Genomic DNA, 18,792 nt, shown 5'->3' on the forward strand with positions numbered 1-18,792 from the left:
TTAAGGCGCTTCTTTCGCAATCTGATAGATTTTTTCGTATAGAGATAATAATGTTTTTAAATCTTCTTTTGGAAGCCTTGCATAGTATTTTTGAATAAGGTGCAATTGAATTTCTTCCGTATTCTTGTGATAGTCATGACCCTTTTGAGCAAAATCAACAATGATTTCTCTTCGGTTATGTGGATTAATTTCTCGTTTGACATAGCCAAGCTGCTCAAGCTTTGATACAAGCTGGCTAGCGGCACTTGCCGAAATTGAAAAGTAATCAGCTAGTTCGTTGATTGTTCTCGTTTTTGTCCGTAATAATTCAAGTGTCAGCTCTTGTTTGGCTGATAAATCTGCATACTCATGTTTTAAAAATCGTTGATACTCTTCTACATAGATAGAGCCTAGTGCATTTGAGTATTCAATGATTTTTTTACCGTAATGAATGATTTCCTCATCCAATGACATCACCTCTATTCTATTATAGGCAATCCTTATTGTTAAGTGAAGTTAAATATTAAGAATTATTAAATGATGAGAGGGCATAAATGACCGTATTGTTTGTTTTCACATGATTCACTCCTTATGAATTCGATGACTTTTTCATTGTATTTTGAAAAAGATCCATTTATAATAAAAAAATAAACCAACTGGTCGGTTTTGATTTGTCCTTGCAAAGAAAAGCAAGGTAGAAGGGATTGTGAAAGATGACAAGTACACAAAGCGGGGCTGGAAAGAGCGAGAAGACGAAGCAAAAAATCGTCACCGCTTCTCGTGATTTATTTGCGAAAAAAGGATATTCAGAAACATCCGTGCGGGATATTCTAGAGGCTGCTGAGGTTAGTAAAGGCAATCTCTATCACCATTTTAAAGGAAAAGAGTTCTTGTTCCTTCATATCATGGAAGAGGATCACCGTTTGATGATGGAGACGTGGCATCAGGAGAAACAAACGATGCACCGGGCCATTGATAAGCTCGCCGGATTTGCAGAGCTGCTCAGTCAAATGGGGATTAACTACCCATTAATGAGAGCGAGTGAGGAATTCTGTGCAAGTGCCTTTACATCAGACGAGGTCATGGAACGGCTGAACAAGATTGATGCCGATTTTGATGATGTGATGAGAGACATCTTACTTGAAGGAAACGAAGATGGCAGCTGGTCAATTCAGCATGTGGAGTCAAAAGTGAAAATATTACTTTCCGTTTTTTACGGATTAGACGTGTTATATAAAAGTGACACCATCCAACAGAAGAAAGAGTTACAAAAAGAGGCGATCTCATTGTTTATTCACGGAATCAACCATCATGAGTAACAAGTGAGTCAGTAAAGGAGAAACAAACATCATGCAAAAACCGATTCGTGAGCAAAAAGCTGTACTCGTTATTTTATTAAGTAATATATTTATTGCGTTTTTAGGCATCGGTCTCATCATTCCTGTCATGCCGCTATTCATGAATGTAATGCATCTAACAGGGAGTACGATGGGATACCTTGTGGCGGCGTTTGCCGTGGCTCAGCTCATTGCTTCACCTATTGCAGGGAGATGGGTAGACCGCTACGGAAGAAAGATTATGATTGTGTCAGGACTGTTTCTATTTGCGTTATCAGAACTCGTCTTCGGTCTTGGGACACACGTGTATGTGCTGTATTTTGCAAGGCTGCTAGGCGGCATTAGTGCGGCATTTATCATGCCGGCTGTCACTGCTTATGTCGCAGATATCACGACCGTTCAAGAAAGATCAAAGGCAATGGGCTATGTGTCAGCGGCCATTAGTACCGGTTTTATTATTGGCCCGGGCATTGGCGGATTTATCGCAGAATATGGCGTACGCCTGCCATTCTTCTTTGCAGCAGGGATTGCGTTTATTGCCGTCATTTCGTCTATGTTTATGCTGAAGGAGCCATTAACAAAAGAAGAGCGAGCGAAACAAATGGGTCAAGTGAAGGAATCTACTTTCTTTAAAGATTTGAAAAAATCGATTCATCCAAGCTATCTCATCGCCTTTATCATTGTGTTTGTCCTCGCTTTTGGACTATCTGCGTATGAAACAGTCTTTAGCTTGTTTACAAATCATAAGTTTGGATTTGGACCAAAAGATATTGCCGTCATCATTACCGTCAGCTCGATTGTGGCGGTCATCATCCAAGTACTTGTGTTTGGTAAACTGGTTAATGCCCTAGGGGAGAAAAGAGTCATTCAGCTATGCCTGATTGTCGGTGCGGTCCTTGCTTTCGTTTCGACAGTCGTTTCAGGCTTTTTGGTTGTACTGATTGTCACATGTGTCATTTTCCTTGCGTTTGATTTATTGCGACCAGCATTAACGACCTTCTTATCCAAAATCGCTGGAAACCAGCAAGGATTTGTCGCAGGGATGAACTCCACCTACACAAGCCTAGGTACGATTTTCGGCCCAGCACTTGGCGGCATTTTATTCGATCAAAATATACATTTCCCATTTCTATTCGCAGGTGTTGTCTTATTTCTCGGATTAGGCTTAACCCTTATTTGGAAGGGGAAGGCAGAAGAGCCTGCGGCAGAATAACAGACAAGAGACCTTTATTGAGGTCTCTTTTTTTATGACTGTGGCTTCAGACGATTCAATGCCTGTGCCATTTTTTGATTTTGATGCTTTTTGTAAAACAGAAAGGCGATGATATGACCAGTCAGTGTCAGAAAGGCAATGCCGTTGAAATAAGGCATAATCAATTGCAGTAAAGCAGTCGAATATAACGCGGCCGCCCCTAATTGAAAGGCTAAATTGATGGCGGTGGAGATGAGAATGTTGACAGGTGCAGGGATGGTAAAGTAGTTCCACGGTAAAGGGTAAAAAGAGTCACTCCATGCGCGCAGCTTTTTATTTATAATGGAAGGAAAGAACATGTTCGTGAAAGGAGGGAGCACTGTGCATCTCTTGGAGAAGCAAAGGTCACCATCGATGAAAGAAGGAATTCGCCAGATCGACCCGGCATATCCAGTGTTTGTAGATGCGGTCATGGATGGTTTCATACAAGGGCATCTTTATGTAGATGATGTAGAGCACCCTCTTGTTTTTTTTCTTGAAGCTGCATGCGGCATTTATTATGTTGCAGGCAAGAGAGAAGCGGAGCTGTCACGCTGCTTGGCCTTCATTGTGGATGTTTACGAAAGACAGAGAAGACAAAACGGCCGGTTTACCGTATTTTCAGCGAATCAATCAACAGATGTGATGATGAAAAAATGTCTTGGTTCACATCTAAATGAGATGGAAAGACATGCGTACGTTTTTCCGCAGGCACATTCTTATGTCCATGTGCCTCATCCGGGCTATAGAGTAGAGCGGACAAATGAACAGGTGATCAATGCAAGCAGGGCTTTTCCTCCTAGCTATTACGAAGCCTATTGGGGGAGAGCGGCGCGCTTTCTATCAAAAGGAATCGGAGTTGCCATCTTAGATGGAGAGAACGTGGTGAGTGAATGTGTCTCCATTTTTTTTCAAGTGAAGATCGTGTGGAGATCGATATTTGGACAGAAGAAGCTTGCCGGGGGAAAGGTTTGGCGCAGCTGGCAGGTCAGCAGATGATCAGGAGCTGTCTTGAAAATAAGAGGACACCGCATTGGGATTGCGATGTCCATCACCTAGCTTCGATCAAACTGGCAGAGAAGCTAGGCTTTCAGCGGACAAAAACCTATCGAGTGTTTTATGGCTCATGATGAGAAGGTTTTGAGATACCAAGCATCCATCGCAGAATGCTCAGAGCCATCAATCGGTTCAGAGAGAAGAGAAAAGCCATATCGCTGATAAAGGCCGGTGGCTGCAGTTAATTCCTGGCGGGTTTCTAAATAACATGCTTCGTAGTATGTAGAGGCATATTGCAGCGCCGTATCCATCAGTTTTTTGCCCGCACCTTTTCCTTGTGCCTTTGGACTTAAATAAAGCTTTTGTAATTCACAGATGTCGTTTGTAAATGGAGCAATGCCTACGCCGCCTACAATGTCACCATTCTCTTCAGCAATCCAATAGGCTGCATGAGTCAATGATTGATAGTATTCGAAAAGCTGGTCAAGGTGGGGATCAGTGTAGGCGGTTCCTTCAATCGCCAAATTCGCCGATTCTAGTGACTGGCGGATAATCGCTGCGATATACGGATTGTCTTTTTGCTCAATGGGTCTAATGTTCATTGGAAGTACCTCCATTGTTATAAGATAAAAAAGAGAATGGGAGTTGAAACAACATGTTTTGGCTGCAAACCGCTATTTTTACAATCGTTGTATTGTGTCTCTCATGGTGGGCAGGGAAAAGACGCAGACACCGTCATGCGGGGCTAATCCTCCCTATATGCTTCATTCTATTTGGATTGGTTTTATTGATATCCAGTTTCTTCATTGGCAGATGGGAAGGCATGGCGCTTAGTATATCAAGCGTCTCTATCGTTCTCTCTTCCATGATTTGTTTGACCATCGTCACAGCGATTCAATTTTTTAAAAAAGATGACCCTTCTTAAGCGGGGGCATCTCCACTGTTCATCTGATTGTATTCTTCACGAAGGATGCCCATGATGATCACATCTGAGTAGGTTCCATTGAAATAGAGTGCTTGGCGTCTTTTCCCTTCATATTGAAATCCGGCTTTCTCATAGCTTCTGAAGGCTCTTGGATTATGGGAAAAGACTTCGAGCTCAAGACGATTGAGTTCTAATGTATCAAAGGCGAATGCTTGAACCATCCGGACAGCTTCTGTACCATAGCCCTTTTGGAAATGTTCTGGTCCATGAAGCGCAATGCGGAAGCTTGCCGTATGATTAATTGGATCAATGTCCACAATCGCCGCATCCCCAATCATTTCTTTCGTGTCTAGCAGACAAATGGCGAAATCTCGTCTGCTGTCATCTTGTAAAAATCGGGTATAGGCTGAACGAATCTCTTCTAGTGTGAACGTTTTGCGTGTGCCAGTCATATAAAGAGTTTCTGCATGCTGGCATCCTCTTTGAATACCAGGATAATCCTGCTCTTCGATCGGTCTCAAAAATAAGCGGGTCATGACGGATCACCCTCCTCTATATATCGAGAAATTTCAATTAAATTCAGATCAGGATCACGGATATAAACAGATTCAATCGGACCTAATGTACCTGTGCGCCTGACTGGCCCTTCTTCAATAGGAACCACTTGCTTGCGAAGGTGCAGCAGCAGACTATCCATATCTAAATCGGTGATAAAGCACAAATCACTAGAGCCAGGAAGTGGGTGAGCCGCTGCCCGCTCAAATTCATGACCAGCTTCATGAAGGTTGATCTTCTGTAAACCAAAACGAAGCGCTTTACGGCCTTCTCCAAAGGTTTCTTCCTTCATTCCTAATACGTTTGTATAAAAGCGAATGGTGTCCTCCATATGTTGTACAGTCAACACGATATGATCAAGTCGTCGTATCATCAGTCTCTCCTCCAAGTATGATCATTGATTGAACTGACTTTATTATATCATTACCTGAAGAGGATACCTTATTGAATCACGGTGTTGAAGACATGAAAATGGAAGATGGCAAACCCTTGTATCCTTTGTCTTTCCTTTCTGATACAATGAGGATAGAATATATGTTCTTATTTAGGGTAAGGAGTGATGGGATTGAGTCAGAAAAGGAAGCTGCTTTTTTATGGGGCGATGAGTATCGATGGCTATTTAGCGAGAGAGGATCACCGGCTCGATTGGCTAATAGGGACAGAGGGCGAGGAAGAAACGAGCTATGATGACTTTTATGCGTCAGTTGATACGCTGATCATGGGGCGCAATACATATGAACAGGTTCTTCAGCTGTCACCAGATGAGTTTCCGTATGAAGGAAAGACTTGTTATATCATGTCACGTACTTTACAAGACAGTCTGAAAGGAACTCATATCATTCGAGAAGATATCTTATCATTTGTGAAAAAATTAAAAGATGTACCAGGTCAGCATATCTGGATTGTCGGCGGCGGGGAACTGCTTCAGTCTTTCATAAAAGCAGGATTGGTTGATGAGCTTTACCTTCAAATCGCACCTGTCATGATTGGGAGAGGCATTCCTCTGTTTTCCCCAGCGGATATGGAATCCAGGTTTTCATTAAAAGAAGTACGACAATACAAGCAGATAGCTGAAATGCATTTTGTCTTAAAAGAAGAGGATCACTGACCTGAGGTGGTCTTTTTTTTATGAAACAAACTCGTTGACAATAAAATATCCTAGTGTTAGGATAAATTTATCCTAGTTTTAGGATTTCTTGAAAAAAGGAGTAGTTGCCATGGTGCAGCATGAATATGAATTAGACTTAAGGCTATTCCGCGTGTGGATGAAAGCCTATCAAGCTCTTTTTACAAATATCCAAACAGACATTGAACGTTATGATATCGGATTTGAAAACTTTCAGATCCTTGAATTGCTCTATAGTAAGGGGCCGCATCCTGTCCAAAAAATCAGCGACATCCTGTCAATCCCAAGTGGAAGCATGACATATGTCGTGAACAAACTAGAAAAACAAGAGCTGGTGAAAAGGCAATGTGCACCCTCTGATAAACGTGTATTTCATGTATTGCTGACGGAAAAAGGAAAGCAATTGTTTGACGACATTTTTCCTAAACACACTGCTGTCATTTCGCAAAATCTATCCTTTATTGAAAAAGAAGAAAAAGAACGGCTCATTGAATTACTAAAAAAAATCGGTTTAGGTGCAAAACAACTTCACGAAAAGGGGAAACAAGATGACACTCAGCTTTGATACATTGGTACGTGAAAGACGATCCGCATCAAACTTTTTGCCAAATATCTCGATTTCGAGAGAAGAGCTTAACAGCATTTTTGAAGAGGTCAAAATGGCACCATCTGCTTTTAACTTACAGCACACACAATATGTCGTCGTCCAAACAGAAGGTCTCAAAGAACAAGTAAGAGAAGCTGCATTTGGACAATATAAAGTGCATTCCGCCTCAGCAGCAATTATTGTACTTGGAGACCCAAATGCTTATCAGCAAGCGGGGAACATCTATGAAGGTCTGAAAATGCTTGGCATTTTAAACACGCAGCAATACGAAGAAATGGTCAGAGAGACGATGAGCTTTTATGAACAGAGAGGAGCGGATTTTCAGAAAGAAGAGGCGATCCGCAATGCTTCATTATCTGCGATGCTGTTTATGCTCGCCGCCAAAAACAAGGGATGGGACACGTGCCCAATGATCGGTTTTGACCCTGATGTCATGAAAAAGGTGTTAAATATCGAGTCGGATTTGGTTCCTGTATTAATGATCACACTCGGAAAAGAAAAAGTAGAGAGCAGACAAGCGAGAGGCTACAGAAAACCAGTCTCTGAATTCGTAACATACTTATAAGATAGGGGGTTCCATTCATGGAACTAGGAATTAGTACATTTGTAGAAACAACACCTGATTTTCAAACAGGAAAAACAGTCAGTCACGCACAGCGTATTCGAGAAGTAGTCGAAGAAATTATTTTAGCAGATCAAGTCGGCCTTGATGTATTTGGAGTAGGTGAGCATCATCGACAAGATTTCGCTGCATCGAATCCTGCTGTCGTCTTAGCGGCTGCGGCAACACAGACAAAGAATATCCGTCTGACAAGTGCAGTGACAGTCCTTTCATCAGCAGATCCTGTTCGTGTCTTTCAGGATTTTGCAACATTAGATGGACTATCCAACGGGCGTGCAGAGATCATGGCAGGCCGTGGTTCATTTATTGAATCATTCCCGCTCTTTGGCTATGACCTGAATGATTATGAAGAATTATTTGAAGAAAAGCTTGATTTGCTGCTCAAATTACAGCAGTCCGAGCGTGTCAAATGGAGCGGAAAGCATCGCCCATCTATTCAAGATGTTGGGGTATATCCAAGACCCGTTCAAGATCCGCTTCCAATTTGGATCGGCAGTGGGGGAAACCGTGAATCTGTTGTACGTGCTGGATTATTGGGGCTGCCGCTAGTACTTGCTATCATTGGCGGGAGTCCTAGACAGTTCGCACCGCTTGTACAGCTGTACAAGCAAGCGGCAGTGCACGCTGGACATGACCCAGAGAAATTAACCGTAGCGTCACATTCGCATGGATTTGTTGCGGAAGAAACAGATCTTGCAGCAGACCAATTCTTCCCTTCCACACAGCATGTGATGAACACATTAGCAAGAGAGCGAGGCTGGGGTCCATATACTCGTTCTACATTTGATGCAGCGAGAACGTTAGAAGGCGCCCTGTATGTAGGAGATCCAGATGCAGTGGCAGAGAAAGTGATTCACCTTAGAAAAAATGTAGGAATCACGCGTTTTATGCTTCATGTACCGGTTGGTTCCATGCCGCATGATCAAGTATTAAAAGCCATTGAGTTATTTGGAAAAGAAGTCGCTCCTAAAGTAAGAGAAGAGATTGCCCGCTGGGAAGCAGAGCAAGCATAACGAAAAAGGTCGATCAAGCCTATGCACTTGATCGACCTTTTTGATGCTTAAGGATCAATAACACAAGGTTTCACTGTAGGACATGAAGCAGCAGAAGCAAGTGGTGTGGTCGTCAAGGTGAAGAGGAAAACAAGTTGAAAACAGATGAGCCATTTTTTCATGAAATCACCTCCGTTCACAATTGTTTGACGGAATGAGATGAGGATAAAAGCATAGAAGTATAGAACACTCTCTATCCAACATAAGACAATCATATCATAATTTTCAAAAAAATGAAAAAATAACTTATAAAAGGACTAAATTATGGTATGGTTAATATGTTCAACAAAAAAAGGGAGGGATTTTTTTTATGAAAAAGGTCATGTCTTCAGTTTTGGTTGGAGCAATTGTCTTAACAGGTGCCGGGGTCACAGCTGCTCCAGTGGAAGCAAAGGAGCAAACAAAAAGTGAAATAACCGTTCAGGCGAGTCGAACTGTCTCAGAAACAAGAACGTATACGACCTCGAACATCCCAGAAAGTATTGTCTATGCAAAGGATGGCTGGGTCGGTATTTTAAAACAAACCTCTATTGAAGAATTAGGATTAGGAAAATACAGAGTCACATTTACTGGAACGGTTGTACGTGATCCGGGATTTAATTAAATAAAACGCAAAGCTGACAGGTGGACAAGCCTGTCAGCTTTTTTCATGAGGATAATAAAGAATCATTTGCAGCCGTACCATTTGTTCTCCGGTTTGTTTATATGCATGCGAACGGTCCGCTTTAAAACGAATGGAGTCGCCGGCCTTTAAGCTGTATTGCTCATCACCAATGGATATATCAAGCGCTCCCTCAAAAACAGTGATCAATTCCTCTGTTCCGCCAATATGTTCATTCGCATGCAGCGACCCGCCAGGATCAATTTCTACTCGGTACACTTCAAATTTTCCCCGGTCATCAAAGGGAAAAGTCGTATACACGCGATATCTCCCGTCATCTTCCGTTAAAATCTGTGCATCTTCCTTGCGTACCACCTTGATTTCAGGCTGTGGTGCGTAAATGAGCTCACTAAAAGACACCTTTAATCCGTTGGCGATTTTCCACAAAGTCGTGATGGTAGGGGTTGATTCTCCTCTTTCAATTTGTCCAATCATGGTTTTACTGACACCAGTTAATTCTGCCATCTTTTCTAGGCTTAATTTTTTTTGATCTCTAAGAAGCCTCACATTTTTAGAAATAATCGATTGTACATCTTCCATGAAAAAACTCCTTTCTCTATTTACTTTATAAAGACCAAACGTTACAATAAAACGTAACATACGTAATAAAGTAATTAAAGTCTTAATAACGCACGAGGGAGGCGGCAACTTGATTCTTTCTATGTTGATCTATGCTTTTGTGAGCAGCTTTACCCCGGGGCCAAACAACATCATGGCCATGGTCTTTACGAATAAGTATGGGGTCAAGCAAACATTTCGATTTTGTTTAGGTGTGGGTATCGGATTTCTCGTCATTTTGTGTTTGAGTTGCTTCTTTAATATCATTCTTTATCAAGTGATGCCGAAAATAGGCTGGGTCATGGCGTTCATCGGAGCCGCATACATGATTTATTTAGCTGTCAAAATCATGAAAAGTAAAGGCGGGGATGACGAAACCCTTGACCGCTACAATCATTTTGTTCCTGGTATGATGCTGCAATTTATCAACCCAAAAGCGATCTTGTATGGGTTGACCGTGATTTCAACCTTTGTTTTGCCATATGGACAATCTAATATGCAGTATGTGATATGGACATTGATTCTCGCACTTATTGGCTTTCTCGGTACATTCAGCTGGAGCCTATTTGGCTCTTTATATAAGCGCTTTTTGACTGCTTACGAAAAACCGTTCCAGTTTGTCATGGGGCTGCTTCTGATATACAGTGCGATTTCAATGGTATGGGGCTATGTGATGTAAGTAGTCAGAAGCTTGGCCTCTGCCTGCCCATCACAACAGTATTGTAATAAAGTCCATCTGCCAGCCGTTTATCATTTTTTAATACCCCTTCAATCAGAAAGCCATGGCGCTCATATAACCGAATGGCTTTTTGGTTGGTTTCCAGCACGTGAAGTGACATCTTCTGGATGCCTTGCTGATCAGCCCAGTCAATAGAAGCGGCTAAAAGCTCTTTGCCAATGTGATAGCCCCAGGCATCCTTTTGTATGGCGATGCCAAATGTCACTTTGTGAGCAGAGCGCTTGAGTGAATGTCCCTCACATCTAGAGAAACCGACAATCTCTCCTTCAATATCAGCGACCAAAAATAAATGCCTGCTTTGTTTGGCATCCTCTTGAATCAAAACCTCAAAATCTTTTTCATGAAGAAAGGCTTCGCCTGGTTCACGGTCTAAATATTCTGTTTCACCATCAATTTTCAGTCTGAGAGCTGATAACTGCTTGGCATCGCCAATTGCAGCAGAACGAATACGATAGGTCAAGTCACGAACGGTGAATAAGTTTTCAGAGATGATCATTGAACAGAGCACCAACCTTTCTTTCCATTATGTCTATCATACCTGAAACGTGTACATAGCAGGTTAAAGCTTTTAAGTCTGTCTTATAGATAAGTATTTTTTAATCCAGCTGACCCTGGCTGGATCTTCATGATTTAGACTGAGAACTTAAATAAGCTTCTCTCACAACTGTTAAAAAGTGGTCAGCGACGGTTGATGTATCATCTTGTCTCCATGAAACATATAAATTTACTTTTGGTGTAGTTTCTTGGATTTTTCTATAAACAACCCCTGCGCGTTTTACGCTTTCTACTGAGGATGGAACCACAGAGATTCCCATTCCTGCAGCAACTAAATTAACAATCGTATGCATTTGAATAGCTTCCTGAACTACGTTTAAACTTATGCTATTTTCCCAAAAGTAGCTGATAATTAAATCATAAAATGCTGGACCTAGATGACGTGGAAACATGATAAATGGTTCATTGGCTAATAAATGAATTGGAACTTTGGGAAATGAAGCTAAAGGATGATTTTCTGGCAAAACCAAGCTTAATGATTCCTCACAACAAATTTCTGAGGTAAGTATCTTATTATTTTGGTTAGAACGAATAAATCCTATTTGAATTTCTTTCTTATATAGTGCTTTTAACTGCTGTTCTGTAGCCATTTCACATAAGACAAGATGGATGTTAGGGAAATTTTCTCGAAACCTTTTAATAATATCGATCACAATATCAGTAGAATCTACGAAACCGATCGTTAACTGACCGATCCTTCCGTCATCTGCAAGTTGTGTTGCTTTAATCGTTCTATCTACTTGAAGAAGCGTACGGCGGGCTTCTTCTAAAAATACTCTCCCAGAATCTGAAAGTTTAACCTGTCTTTTCGTTCTATGAAAAAGCGTAACACCTAACTCTTCTTCTAATTTACGAATTTCTTGACTTAATGGAGGCTGTGCCATTTTAAGACGTTCAGCTGCCCGGCTAAAATTTAGTTCTTCAGCAACCATGATAAAATAACGTATTTGTCTCAGATCCATTTTTTATGCCCCCCCTATAAATTTCATACTTGCTTATTGTGTAAAATGATTACGAAGGATTGTTATTAAACAGTTTTGCGCTTTTTTAATGGAAATATTTTTAATTATATAAAATATATATATATTTATCTGAATATATATATTATACATATTAACGTCCTCTTTTTATAATGAAAGTATTCTTTCAAAAGGAGGGCATTGTTATGGAATATAGTAAACTTGGATCTAGTGGATTAACAATTAGTAAACTTGCTTACGGAAACTGGATTAATCATGGTGGTAAGATAAATGAAGAAACTGCCCATGATTGTGTGAAAGCTGCTCTTGATGTTGGTATTACGACGTTTGATACTGCTGATGTTTATTCAGACACCAAGGCTGAAGAGATACTAGGCAGGTCTTTAAAAGGGATCCGGCGGGAGAGTATTGAACTTTGTACAAAAGTATGTCATCCAACTGGTACTGGGAAAAACGATAGAGGATTATCACGCAAGCATATTTTGGAAAACTGTAATGCCTCTTTGCGACGTTTACAAACGGATTATATTGATATTTACTATGCACACAGGTTTGATCCAACTACACCTCTGGAAGAAACGATGTTAGCTTTCGCAGATCTAGTAAGACAGGGTAAAGTGAACTATATTGGTGTAAGTGAGTGGACAGCAGAACAAATTACTCGAGGGGCAGCGCTTGCACGAGAACTAAATGTCCCCCTTATCGCCAGCCAACCTCAATACTCCATGTTATGGAGAATCATTGAAAGTGATGTAATACCGACCTGCCAGCGTGAAGGACTTGGCCAGGTAGTATGGTCGCCTTTGGCGCAGGGGATCCTTACTGGAAAGTATCTCCCAGGAAAATCACTTCCGACTAATTCGCGTGCTAACTCATCTGCTGGAAAACCTTTTTTTAAAAACCTTGCTCAACGCTGGATGAATAATAACACCTTAGAGGCGATCCAAAAGCTTAAGCCCGTCGCACAAGAGGTTGATCTTACTCTCGCTCAGCTTGCGATAGCATGGGTACTGCAAAACCAGAACGTTTCTGCAGCAATTATTGGTGCTTCTAGTCCAGAACAGGTGAGGGAGAATGCTTTAGCATCTGAGGTGAAAATTGAAACTGAGATGATGAATCAGATTGACGAAATTCTAGGTGATCTGGTTGAATACGATCAGAGTAAAACAGGTTAAAGCTTTTAAGTCTATCTTATAGATCATTATTTTTAATCCAGCCGACCTTGGCTGGATTTTCATGTTGCTGTAGTTTCTTGGATCGCACACTCAGATGTTTTGTATTTCTCAAAAAGGCTAAATGAATAGTATCAAACGTGGAGGTGGAACAAATGAGTGAAGAAAAAGGACATATGGATAAAGCGAAAGGAAAAACAAATCAAGCCAAAGGTCAAGTGAAAGAAAAGCTTGGCGAAGCAACAGATCATCAAAATCTGAAAGCAGAAGGGAAAAAGGATCAAGCCAAAGGAAAGCTTCAAGATAAAAAAGGGGATGTGAAGAATAAACTAAACGAGTAGCTTTCAGAAAGCTACATAAACCATCTAAGGCATGCCCTGATGATGAATTCCTGATAAGAAAAAAGCTTAACCACATGCGGTTAAGCTTTTTCTTTTAGAAAAACCATCTAGCAGTTCCCATCAGCATGACGCCTACAAGAACAGTAAGTGACAAGCTTTTTGTCCAAATAGCGATCAGTACGGTCGGAACTAAGACAGCAAAGTACATCCAGTGAATGGTGACGCCTGTTGTGGTATGAATGAACAGATGCTCTGCAATCAAAGCTGTAAAGATACAAATGGGAATAAACGATAACCACTTAAGCACCACTTCAGGCAGCTCGATACTTCGTACAAATAAAAAGGGAACGACCCTTGGAATGACGGTTACAATCATACAGCCGAGAATCAGCCATATCATAAAACTGCTGATCATTTATCTGTCACCACCCCAATGGTTGCGACAATCATGGTGGCTAACAGAACAGCCACGTGTGAGGGAACAAAATGAAGCAGAACAAACATTGCAACGACCATATACAAAACAAGTGACAGGCGATGGGTTAACTTACTTTTAGGCACAGTTTGCAAAGAAAGAACCAACAGCGCAGCAAACATAGCGGAAAGGGCAAAATCAAGACCAAGGGCTTCAGGATTTGAAATCCAGTGTCCAAAAATGCCGCCAAGTATACAGGCAGCAATCCAGCACAAATAAGCCGTTATGTTCAGCCCATGCATCCACCGATTATTCAGCTTGCCATGCTGAGCTAATTTATTCATGGCTACGCCAAAGGATTCATCAGTCAGCAATAGACCGAATCCAATGTTTTGTTTCACAGAGTAGCGTGTAAAATGAGGAGCCAGCGTCAGGCTGAGCAATAAATGACGCAGATTCACAATAAATGTAGTGAGAATAATAGCGGAAAGGGGACTTCCAGTGACAAGCAGTGCACAGATAATAAACTGTGAAGCACCTGCATAAATAAAGATTGATAGAAGCGCAATGTCCCATAAGCTCAACTGTGCGCTAATTCCAACAATTCCGAAGGCAAACCCAATACTCATATAACCAAGCAGGGTTGGCACACAATCTTTTATTCCCTCGAGAAATGGTTCATGCTCCGTGCTGGGAATGTGTTTTCTAGCTTCAATATCCAACGACCTCTACTCCTTTTCTGCGTGACCACCTATAGTTTTACTTACTATATGAAAACGAATTCAGCATGTCAATAGCCGCTTATCTTCTATTATATGAAGAAAAAAGGTGACAAAAAAGGATTGAAGTCAACCAGAATTTGTTATAAAGTATCAGAAAATAAAAATAATTGGAGTGACGGCAATGCTATGGAAGCCTTTGTTTGAACATGATGTTCCAAATGCCCTCCGTCCATAACGGAGAGTGATCTCCGTTTGTGGATATGGTCATCAAAATATCCAGTAACGGAGGGAAAAAGATGAATGAAAAATATATAGGCGCCCTTTACCTAGCAATCGCTGCAAGTATTTGGGGCGGCATGTACGTTGTTGTCAAAGTAACAGTAGCGGTTGTTCCGCCACTTGAGCTCGTTTGGATGAGATATGCTGTAGCAGGAGTCGTTTTGGTGTTCACCATTTGGCGCTTGGGCTATTCCTTTCGATTAGATAAAAAAGATATCCCACTTATAGTGGTGATTGGGCTGATCGGAAATTTTCTTTCAATCGTGACCCAAGAAATCGGGACGATGTATACGTCTGCACAAATGGGGGCCGTTATCACATCTGCAACACCTGCGTTTATGGTGCTGTTTGCGTTCTTTCTATTAAAAGAAGCCATGACTGTTCGAAAGTGCGCATCCATCCTGCTTGCTACAGCAGGTGTATTGCTCATGATTGGACCAGTCGCAGTGCAAACAGATGAATTTGTTGGCGGTCTTTCATTGGTCATCGCTGCTTTAACATGGGCGCTTATGTCTGTTTTGCTAAAACGAGTTCCAGGAAAATACCCTCAGGTGGTGACAACCACATATGCGATCATCATTGCATTCATTGTTTTAACACCGCCAGTATTATTTCGTTTACCTCACCTAGATGTGGAGCAGATGGCAAGGCCAGAGATTTGGGGCGGTATTCTTTATCTAGGCATCATTTCAACAGCTTTAGCATTCTTTTTGTGGAATAGAGGGCTTCAATTGATGGATGCCTCAAGCGGAGGTCTATTCTTTTTCTTTCAACCGATCGTAGGTGCCATTCTTGGCTGGCTGCTTTTGGGAGAAGAAATGGGATTACGCTCATTCATTGGCATTCTATGTATATTTGCAGGGGTCTATACTGTGCTGCGTCAAAAGGAATAAGAGGAGATGTCCCTTGTAAAAGGGGCATTTTCTTTAAAATGGGTAGGTTTGAGAGATTGAGAGAGGATGGGGGAAACAGGATGATACAATTTCCGCATTTACAAAAAGGACAAACGATTGGTGTCACAGCACCTTCCTCAGGTGTACAGCCATCTTTGCATGACATGTTTCAGCTCTCATGCGAACGAATGAAAAAAAGAGGCTATGATGTCACATGTGGAGAGACGGTATGGCACCAGGAAAAGGCAAAATCAGCGCCTGCCATAGAACGAGCAAACGAGCTTCAGTATATGATGACGTGCGAAGAGATTGACCACATCATCCCGCCATGGGGAGGAGAGCTTCTTATGGAAGTGCTAGAGCACCTTGATTTCTCAACGATGCACAAAAAGTGGATTCTTGGTTACTCAGATACGAGTGCATTCTTGCTGGCATTTACATTAAAAACAGGCATTGCTACAGCACATGGCCCAAACTTAGTGGATTTACGAGGGGAAGAGTCTGATCAAACGACTGCTATGTGGGAAAAAGTGCTTTCCACAGAAGAGGAGATGGACATTACTCAGTTTTCTTCATATAAGTATCAAAAGGAATGGCAGCATGACACCCCGAGTCAACATGTCTTTCATTTAACAGAGCCTACAAGATGGCGCACGGTTCATCCGCAGGAGATGGCGGTGAAGGGGAGACTGATGGGAGGCTGCATTGATATCATACGTCACTTAGCGGGGACACCTTTTGGAGACGTTAAAGCTTTTCAGGAAACATTCATAAAAGGTGAACCGATTCTCTGGTACTTCGAAAACTGCGCATTAAATGCTACCAGCATGAAGAGATCACTTGTTCAATTAAAACTAGCCGGGTGGTTTGACCACTGTTCAGGTATCATGTTTGGGCGAAGTGCAGTTGATGTGCCTGTAGAAGGGTATCATTATCGGGATGTATATGAAGAATTACAAAAGGAATTACAAATCCCCATTTTCTACGATATAGATTGTGGGCATGTCCCGCCACAAATGACGCTGATTAATGGCGCATATGCAGAAGTGCAGCTGCAACCTCAAGGCAAAGCGGTCCTAAAGCAAGCATTTTTATTATAAGAAAAGGAAAGGGGAACCCCTTTCCTTCATATAACATTACATCCCTTTTGTTTCCTCACCTGCTTTTGGAACTTCCCATGCGGACTCACGGAATACTTTTTCCCATTTCGATACGACAATACATGCAACGGCATGCCCTGGAACATTCACACCTGTTCGTGCCATATCCATAATTCGATCAACACCGGCGATAATGGCGACGCCTTCTGCTGGAAGACCTACTGCATGGGCGGTTGCCAAAAGAACGACGAGTGAACCGGATGGCACTGCTGCAATCCCTTTACTTGTTAACACAAGAACAAGCATCATCAAAAGCTGCTGTGACAAACTCATGTCGACACCAAACGCTTGTGCAAGAAACACACAGGAAACCGATAAATATAAACTTGATCCATCACAATTGAGAGAAAGACCAGATGGAATGACAAAGGAAACGATTCTTTTTGGACACCCGTATTTCTCCATTCGTGACATAAGCTGAGGAAGGACAGTTTCTGTACTTGTAGTAGAGAAGGCAACTAAGAACAAATCCCAAATCATTTTTAAAACTTCGAAGTAGTTAAAACGGAAGATCAGTGCGACCAGAGGGAACAAAGCAAAGAGAATAATGAATAATCCTAAAAATACAGTCCCGACAAGCTTCATCATTGGGATTAATAAAACAATGCCATATTGGCCAACGGAAGCAGCCATTAATGCAAGAACTCCAATAGGTGCTGTCACCATGACCATCTGCGTTAGCTTAAACATAATTTGTGCCACTGATTCAAAGAAGGTGAGAACAGGAGCGGATGCTTTACCGATGCCGCTTGCGGCTACACCAAATAATATGGCGAAGAAAATGACAGCAAGTAAATCATTCTGAGCCATGACATCGACGATATTCGTTGGAATGATATCGAGTACCATTTGTTTAAAGTCGACGACTTTCTGCGTATAGCCATCTAATTCACCAATATCTTTCTTAGCTAATTTAGAGAAATCAAGGCCAACGCCAGGCTTTAGAACATTAGCCAGCAATAGACCAATTCCTAGAACGATGGTTGTGATGACCTCAAACCAAATGATCGTCTTTAATCCTAGGCTGCCCATTTTCTTCATACCGCCACTGCCAGCTGCACCAATAACAATGGTAGAGAAAACGATAGGAACAACGATCATTTTAATCAATCTGATGAATCCATCTCCAATTGGCCGCAGTGCCATCCCGAAGTCAGGAAAGAAATGGCCGATAAGAGCTCCTATCACCAAAGCGATCATGATTTGAAAAGCGACGAACTTTTTCATCATCTCCTACCTCCTTTAAATGCTTGGAAAATATTAAGAATTTTCCAATAAATAAAAATTCTATGTGACCATGTTTTGTCCTCCTTTGGATTTAGAAAGATTTTATTTAAGAATCATTAGAATTATGAAGAAAGAGAAGAAAATAGGGCTATTGCATCTCTATTTATCTAAGAAAAAACCCCTTCTTAAAAAATATGAAACTTTTTTAGAAAAATGTATTGACCCATTTATGTGATCCATGGTATATTTTTATTCGTCGCTGATAACGTATTTGAAACAAAGACATTCAAACACATGCGACAAACAAATTTTAAAAAGATGTTGACTTGATAAAAACGATATGTTAAGATAATTAAGTCGCCTGATTAAGCGCCCGTAGCTCAATTGGATAGAGCGTTTGACTACGGATCAAAAGGTTAGGGGTTCGACTCCTCTCGGGCGCGCCAATACAAATCACGCGGGTGTAGTTTAGTGGTAAAACCTCAGCCTTCCAAGCTGATGTCGTGAGTTCGATTCTCATCACCCGCTCCATTTTGAAACGTGATCTTTGAAAACTAAACAAGACAAAACGTACCTGTTAATTCGAGTTTTTATAAAAAAATCCTATGAAACATCATAGGTAGTCAGTCAAACTGGCGAAAAACAAAACTTCGGTTTTGT

Annotated in this window: 26 protein-coding genes and 2 tRNA genes; 17 read left to right on the top strand and 11 right to left on the bottom strand. The window is 41.4% G+C overall.

Translation table 11 applies throughout. The annotated features are described in order from the left end of the window. On the bottom strand, positions 1 to 453 hold the full coding sequence (locus tag ACP7A0_RS11705) for a MarR family winged helix-turn-helix transcriptional regulator (RefSeq protein ID WP_060595615.1): 453 nt from the start codon (positions 451 to 453) through the stop codon (positions 1 to 3). Positions 454 to 692: 239 nt separating this feature from the next. Between ACP7A0_RS11705 and ACP7A0_RS11710 the strand changes: the two genes are divergently transcribed. After that, on the top strand, positions 693 to 1,298 hold the full coding sequence (locus tag ACP7A0_RS11710) for a TetR/AcrR family transcriptional regulator (protein WP_060595616.1): 606 nt from the start codon (positions 693 to 695) through the stop codon (positions 1,296 to 1,298). A gap of 31 nt (positions 1,299 to 1,329) precedes the next feature. Continuing rightward, positions 1,330 to 2,529, top strand: a complete 1,200-nt coding sequence (locus ACP7A0_RS11715; RefSeq protein ID WP_060595617.1) for an MFS transporter — start codon at positions 1,330 to 1,332, stop codon at positions 2,527 to 2,529. 32 nt (positions 2,530 to 2,561) lie between these two features. Here the strand turns inward: ACP7A0_RS11715 and ACP7A0_RS11720 are convergent, their stop codons facing one another. Beyond that, entirely contained in the window at positions 2,562 to 2,888 is a 327-nt protein-coding gene (locus ACP7A0_RS11720) for a hypothetical protein (RefSeq protein ID WP_426005212.1), read from the bottom strand. Position 2,889: 1 nt separating this feature from the next. Between ACP7A0_RS11720 and ACP7A0_RS11725 the strand changes: the two genes are divergently transcribed. Together ACP7A0_RS11725 and ACP7A0_RS11730 are read left to right on the top strand one after the other, a co-directional pair. Then, positions 2,890 to 3,546: a GNAT family N-acetyltransferase gene (locus tag ACP7A0_RS11725; protein WP_426005214.1), complete on the top strand. Its 657-nt coding sequence runs from the start codon at positions 2,890 to 2,892 to the stop codon at positions 3,544 to 3,546. Further along, positions 3,441 to 3,677: a GNAT family N-acetyltransferase gene (locus tag ACP7A0_RS11730; RefSeq protein WP_426005216.1), complete on the top strand. Its 237-nt coding sequence runs from the start codon at positions 3,441 to 3,443 to the stop codon at positions 3,675 to 3,677. Before ACP7A0_RS11725 ends, ACP7A0_RS11730 begins: the two co-directional genes overlap by 106 nt. Here the strand turns inward: ACP7A0_RS11730 and ACP7A0_RS11735 are convergent. Continuing rightward, on the bottom strand, positions 3,672 to 4,145 hold the full coding sequence (locus ACP7A0_RS11735; protein WP_034666017.1) for a GNAT family N-acetyltransferase: 474 nt from the start codon (positions 4,143 to 4,145) through the stop codon (positions 3,672 to 3,674). The genes ACP7A0_RS11730 and ACP7A0_RS11735 overlap by 6 nt on opposite strands. A 53-nt stretch (positions 4,146 to 4,198) precedes the next feature. Between ACP7A0_RS11735 and ACP7A0_RS11740 the strand changes: the two genes are divergently transcribed. Further along, entirely contained in the window at positions 4,199 to 4,468 is a 270-nt protein-coding gene (locus tag ACP7A0_RS11740; RefSeq protein WP_106037142.1) for a YesK-like family protein, read from the top strand. Here ACP7A0_RS11740 and ACP7A0_RS11745 read toward each other — a convergent pair. Further along, on the bottom strand, positions 4,465 to 5,004 hold the full coding sequence (locus ACP7A0_RS11745) for a GNAT family N-acetyltransferase (protein ID WP_034666010.1): 540 nt from the start codon (positions 5,002 to 5,004) through the stop codon (positions 4,465 to 4,467). The two genes, ACP7A0_RS11740 and ACP7A0_RS11745, sit on opposite strands and share 4 nt — an antisense overlap. Further along, positions 5,001 to 5,396 carry a VOC family protein gene (locus ACP7A0_RS11750; protein ID WP_034666005.1) on the bottom strand — a complete coding sequence of 132 codons (396 nt, stop codon included), beginning with the start codon at positions 5,394 to 5,396 and terminating at the stop codon, positions 5,001 to 5,003. Before ACP7A0_RS11750 ends, ACP7A0_RS11745 begins: the two co-directional genes overlap by 4 nt. Before the next feature lie 192 nt (positions 5,397 to 5,588). Between ACP7A0_RS11750 and ACP7A0_RS11755 the strand changes: the two genes are divergently transcribed. From ACP7A0_RS11755 to ACP7A0_RS11775, 5 genes are all read left to right on the top strand, one after another. Then, positions 5,589 to 6,131, top strand: a complete 543-nt coding sequence (locus ACP7A0_RS11755; RefSeq protein ID WP_106043520.1) for a dihydrofolate reductase family protein — start codon at positions 5,589 to 5,591, stop codon at positions 6,129 to 6,131. A gap of 109 nt (positions 6,132 to 6,240) precedes the next feature. Beyond that, the gene (locus ACP7A0_RS11760) at positions 6,241 to 6,714 is read left to right on the top strand and encodes a MarR family winged helix-turn-helix transcriptional regulator (protein WP_106031700.1); all 474 of its coding nucleotides are present in this window, start codon (positions 6,241 to 6,243) and stop codon (positions 6,712 to 6,714) included. Then, positions 6,698 to 7,321 carry a nitroreductase family protein gene (locus tag ACP7A0_RS11765; RefSeq protein ID WP_106039285.1) on the top strand — a complete coding sequence of 208 codons (624 nt, stop codon included), beginning with the start codon at positions 6,698 to 6,700 and terminating at the stop codon, positions 7,319 to 7,321. Before ACP7A0_RS11760 ends, ACP7A0_RS11765 begins: the two co-directional genes overlap by 17 nt. A 17-nt stretch (positions 7,322 to 7,338) precedes the next feature. Beyond that, the gene (locus ACP7A0_RS11770) at positions 7,339 to 8,391 is read left to right on the top strand and encodes an LLM class flavin-dependent oxidoreductase (protein ID WP_106031702.1); all 1,053 of its coding nucleotides are present in this window, start codon (positions 7,339 to 7,341) and stop codon (positions 8,389 to 8,391) included. Positions 8,392 to 8,740: 349 nt separating this feature from the next. Then, positions 8,741 to 9,034 (top strand): hypothetical protein, encoded by a 294-nt coding sequence (locus ACP7A0_RS11775; protein WP_034665989.1) that lies wholly within the window; start codon positions 8,741 to 8,743, stop codon positions 9,032 to 9,034. Between the two features lie 33 nt (positions 9,035 to 9,067). On the opposite strand, the gene ACP7A0_RS11780 is transcribed toward ACP7A0_RS11775, so the two are convergent. Then, a complete protein-coding gene (locus ACP7A0_RS11780) occupies positions 9,068 to 9,631 on the bottom strand; it encodes a helix-turn-helix domain-containing protein (RefSeq protein ID WP_034665985.1) in 564 nt (187 codons plus the stop codon). 109 nt (positions 9,632 to 9,740) lie between these two features. On the opposite strand from ACP7A0_RS11780, the gene ACP7A0_RS11785 reads away from it, so the two are divergent. Beyond that, positions 9,741 to 10,328: a LysE family transporter gene (locus ACP7A0_RS11785; RefSeq protein WP_060595624.1), complete on the top strand. Its 588-nt coding sequence runs from the start codon at positions 9,741 to 9,743 to the stop codon at positions 10,326 to 10,328. A 4-nt stretch (positions 10,329 to 10,332) separates the two neighbouring features. Here the strand turns inward: ACP7A0_RS11785 and ACP7A0_RS11790 are convergent, their stop codons facing one another. Then, the gene (locus ACP7A0_RS11790; protein ID WP_034665977.1) at positions 10,333 to 10,884 is read right to left on the bottom strand and encodes a GNAT family N-acetyltransferase; all 552 of its coding nucleotides are present in this window, start codon (positions 10,882 to 10,884) and stop codon (positions 10,333 to 10,335) included. Positions 10,885 to 11,011: 127 nt separating this feature from the next. Beyond that, complete coding sequence (locus ACP7A0_RS11795) at positions 11,012 to 11,905, bottom strand: LysR substrate-binding domain-containing protein (RefSeq protein ID WP_095286278.1); 894 nt, start codon at positions 11,903 to 11,905, stop codon at positions 11,012 to 11,014. 203 nt (positions 11,906 to 12,108) lie between these two features. Between ACP7A0_RS11795 and ACP7A0_RS11800 the strand changes: the two genes are divergently transcribed. Further along, positions 12,109 to 13,098: an aldo/keto reductase family protein gene (locus ACP7A0_RS11800; protein WP_060595627.1), complete on the top strand. Its 990-nt coding sequence runs from the start codon at positions 12,109 to 12,111 to the stop codon at positions 13,096 to 13,098. 152 nt (positions 13,099 to 13,250) lie between these two features. Beyond that, positions 13,251 to 13,436 (top strand): CsbD family protein, encoded by a 186-nt coding sequence (locus ACP7A0_RS11805; protein WP_426005222.1) that lies wholly within the window; start codon positions 13,251 to 13,253, stop codon positions 13,434 to 13,436. A gap of 94 nt (positions 13,437 to 13,530) precedes the next feature. Here ACP7A0_RS11805 and ACP7A0_RS11810 read toward each other — a convergent pair whose 3' ends face one another. Together ACP7A0_RS11810 and ACP7A0_RS11815 are read right to left on the bottom strand one after the other, a co-directional pair. Continuing rightward, on the bottom strand, positions 13,531 to 13,851 hold the full coding sequence (locus ACP7A0_RS11810) for an AzlD domain-containing protein (RefSeq protein ID WP_106039281.1): 321 nt from the start codon (positions 13,849 to 13,851) through the stop codon (positions 13,531 to 13,533). Then, complete coding sequence (locus ACP7A0_RS11815) at positions 13,848 to 14,573, bottom strand: AzlC family ABC transporter permease (RefSeq protein WP_066031263.1); 726 nt, start codon at positions 14,571 to 14,573, stop codon at positions 13,848 to 13,850. The genes ACP7A0_RS11810 and ACP7A0_RS11815 overlap by 4 nt, the downstream gene beginning before the upstream one ends. Positions 14,574 to 14,869: 296 nt before the next feature. On the opposite strand from ACP7A0_RS11815, the gene ACP7A0_RS11820 reads away from it, so the two are divergent. Together ACP7A0_RS11820 and ACP7A0_RS11825 are read left to right on the top strand one after the other, a co-directional pair. Further along, positions 14,870 to 15,745, top strand: coding sequence for a DMT family transporter (locus tag ACP7A0_RS11820; protein WP_034665952.1), 876 nt, complete (start codon positions 14,870 to 14,872; stop codon positions 15,743 to 15,745). 80 nt (positions 15,746 to 15,825) lie between these two features. Next, positions 15,826 to 16,845 carry a S66 family peptidase gene (locus ACP7A0_RS11825; RefSeq protein ID WP_106039280.1) on the top strand — a complete coding sequence of 340 codons (1,020 nt, stop codon included), beginning with the start codon at positions 15,826 to 15,828 and terminating at the stop codon, positions 16,843 to 16,845. A 36-nt stretch (positions 16,846 to 16,881) separates the two neighbouring features. Here ACP7A0_RS11825 and gltP read toward each other — a convergent pair whose 3' ends face one another. Continuing rightward, the gene (gltP, locus tag ACP7A0_RS11830; RefSeq protein WP_034666069.1) at positions 16,882 to 18,132 is read right to left on the bottom strand and encodes a glutamate-aspartate/proton symporter GltP; all 1,251 of its coding nucleotides are present in this window, start codon (positions 18,130 to 18,132) and stop codon (positions 16,882 to 16,884) included. 369 nt (positions 18,133 to 18,501) lie between these two features. On the opposite strand from gltP, the gene ACP7A0_RS11835 reads away from it, so the two are divergent. Further along, positions 18,502 to 18,578 (top strand) — tRNA-Arg (locus ACP7A0_RS11835). An 11-nt stretch (positions 18,579 to 18,589) separates the two neighbouring features. Continuing rightward, a tRNA-Gly gene (locus ACP7A0_RS11840) sits at positions 18,590 to 18,663 on the top strand. The last annotated feature ends 129 nt before the right edge of the window (positions 18,664 to 18,792 follow it).

The sequence above is a fragment of the Bacillus sp. DWP3-1 genome (assembly GCF_049896565.1).
In the GTDB taxonomy this organism is placed as follows: Bacteria; Bacillota; Bacilli; order Bacillales; family Bacillaceae; genus Bacillus.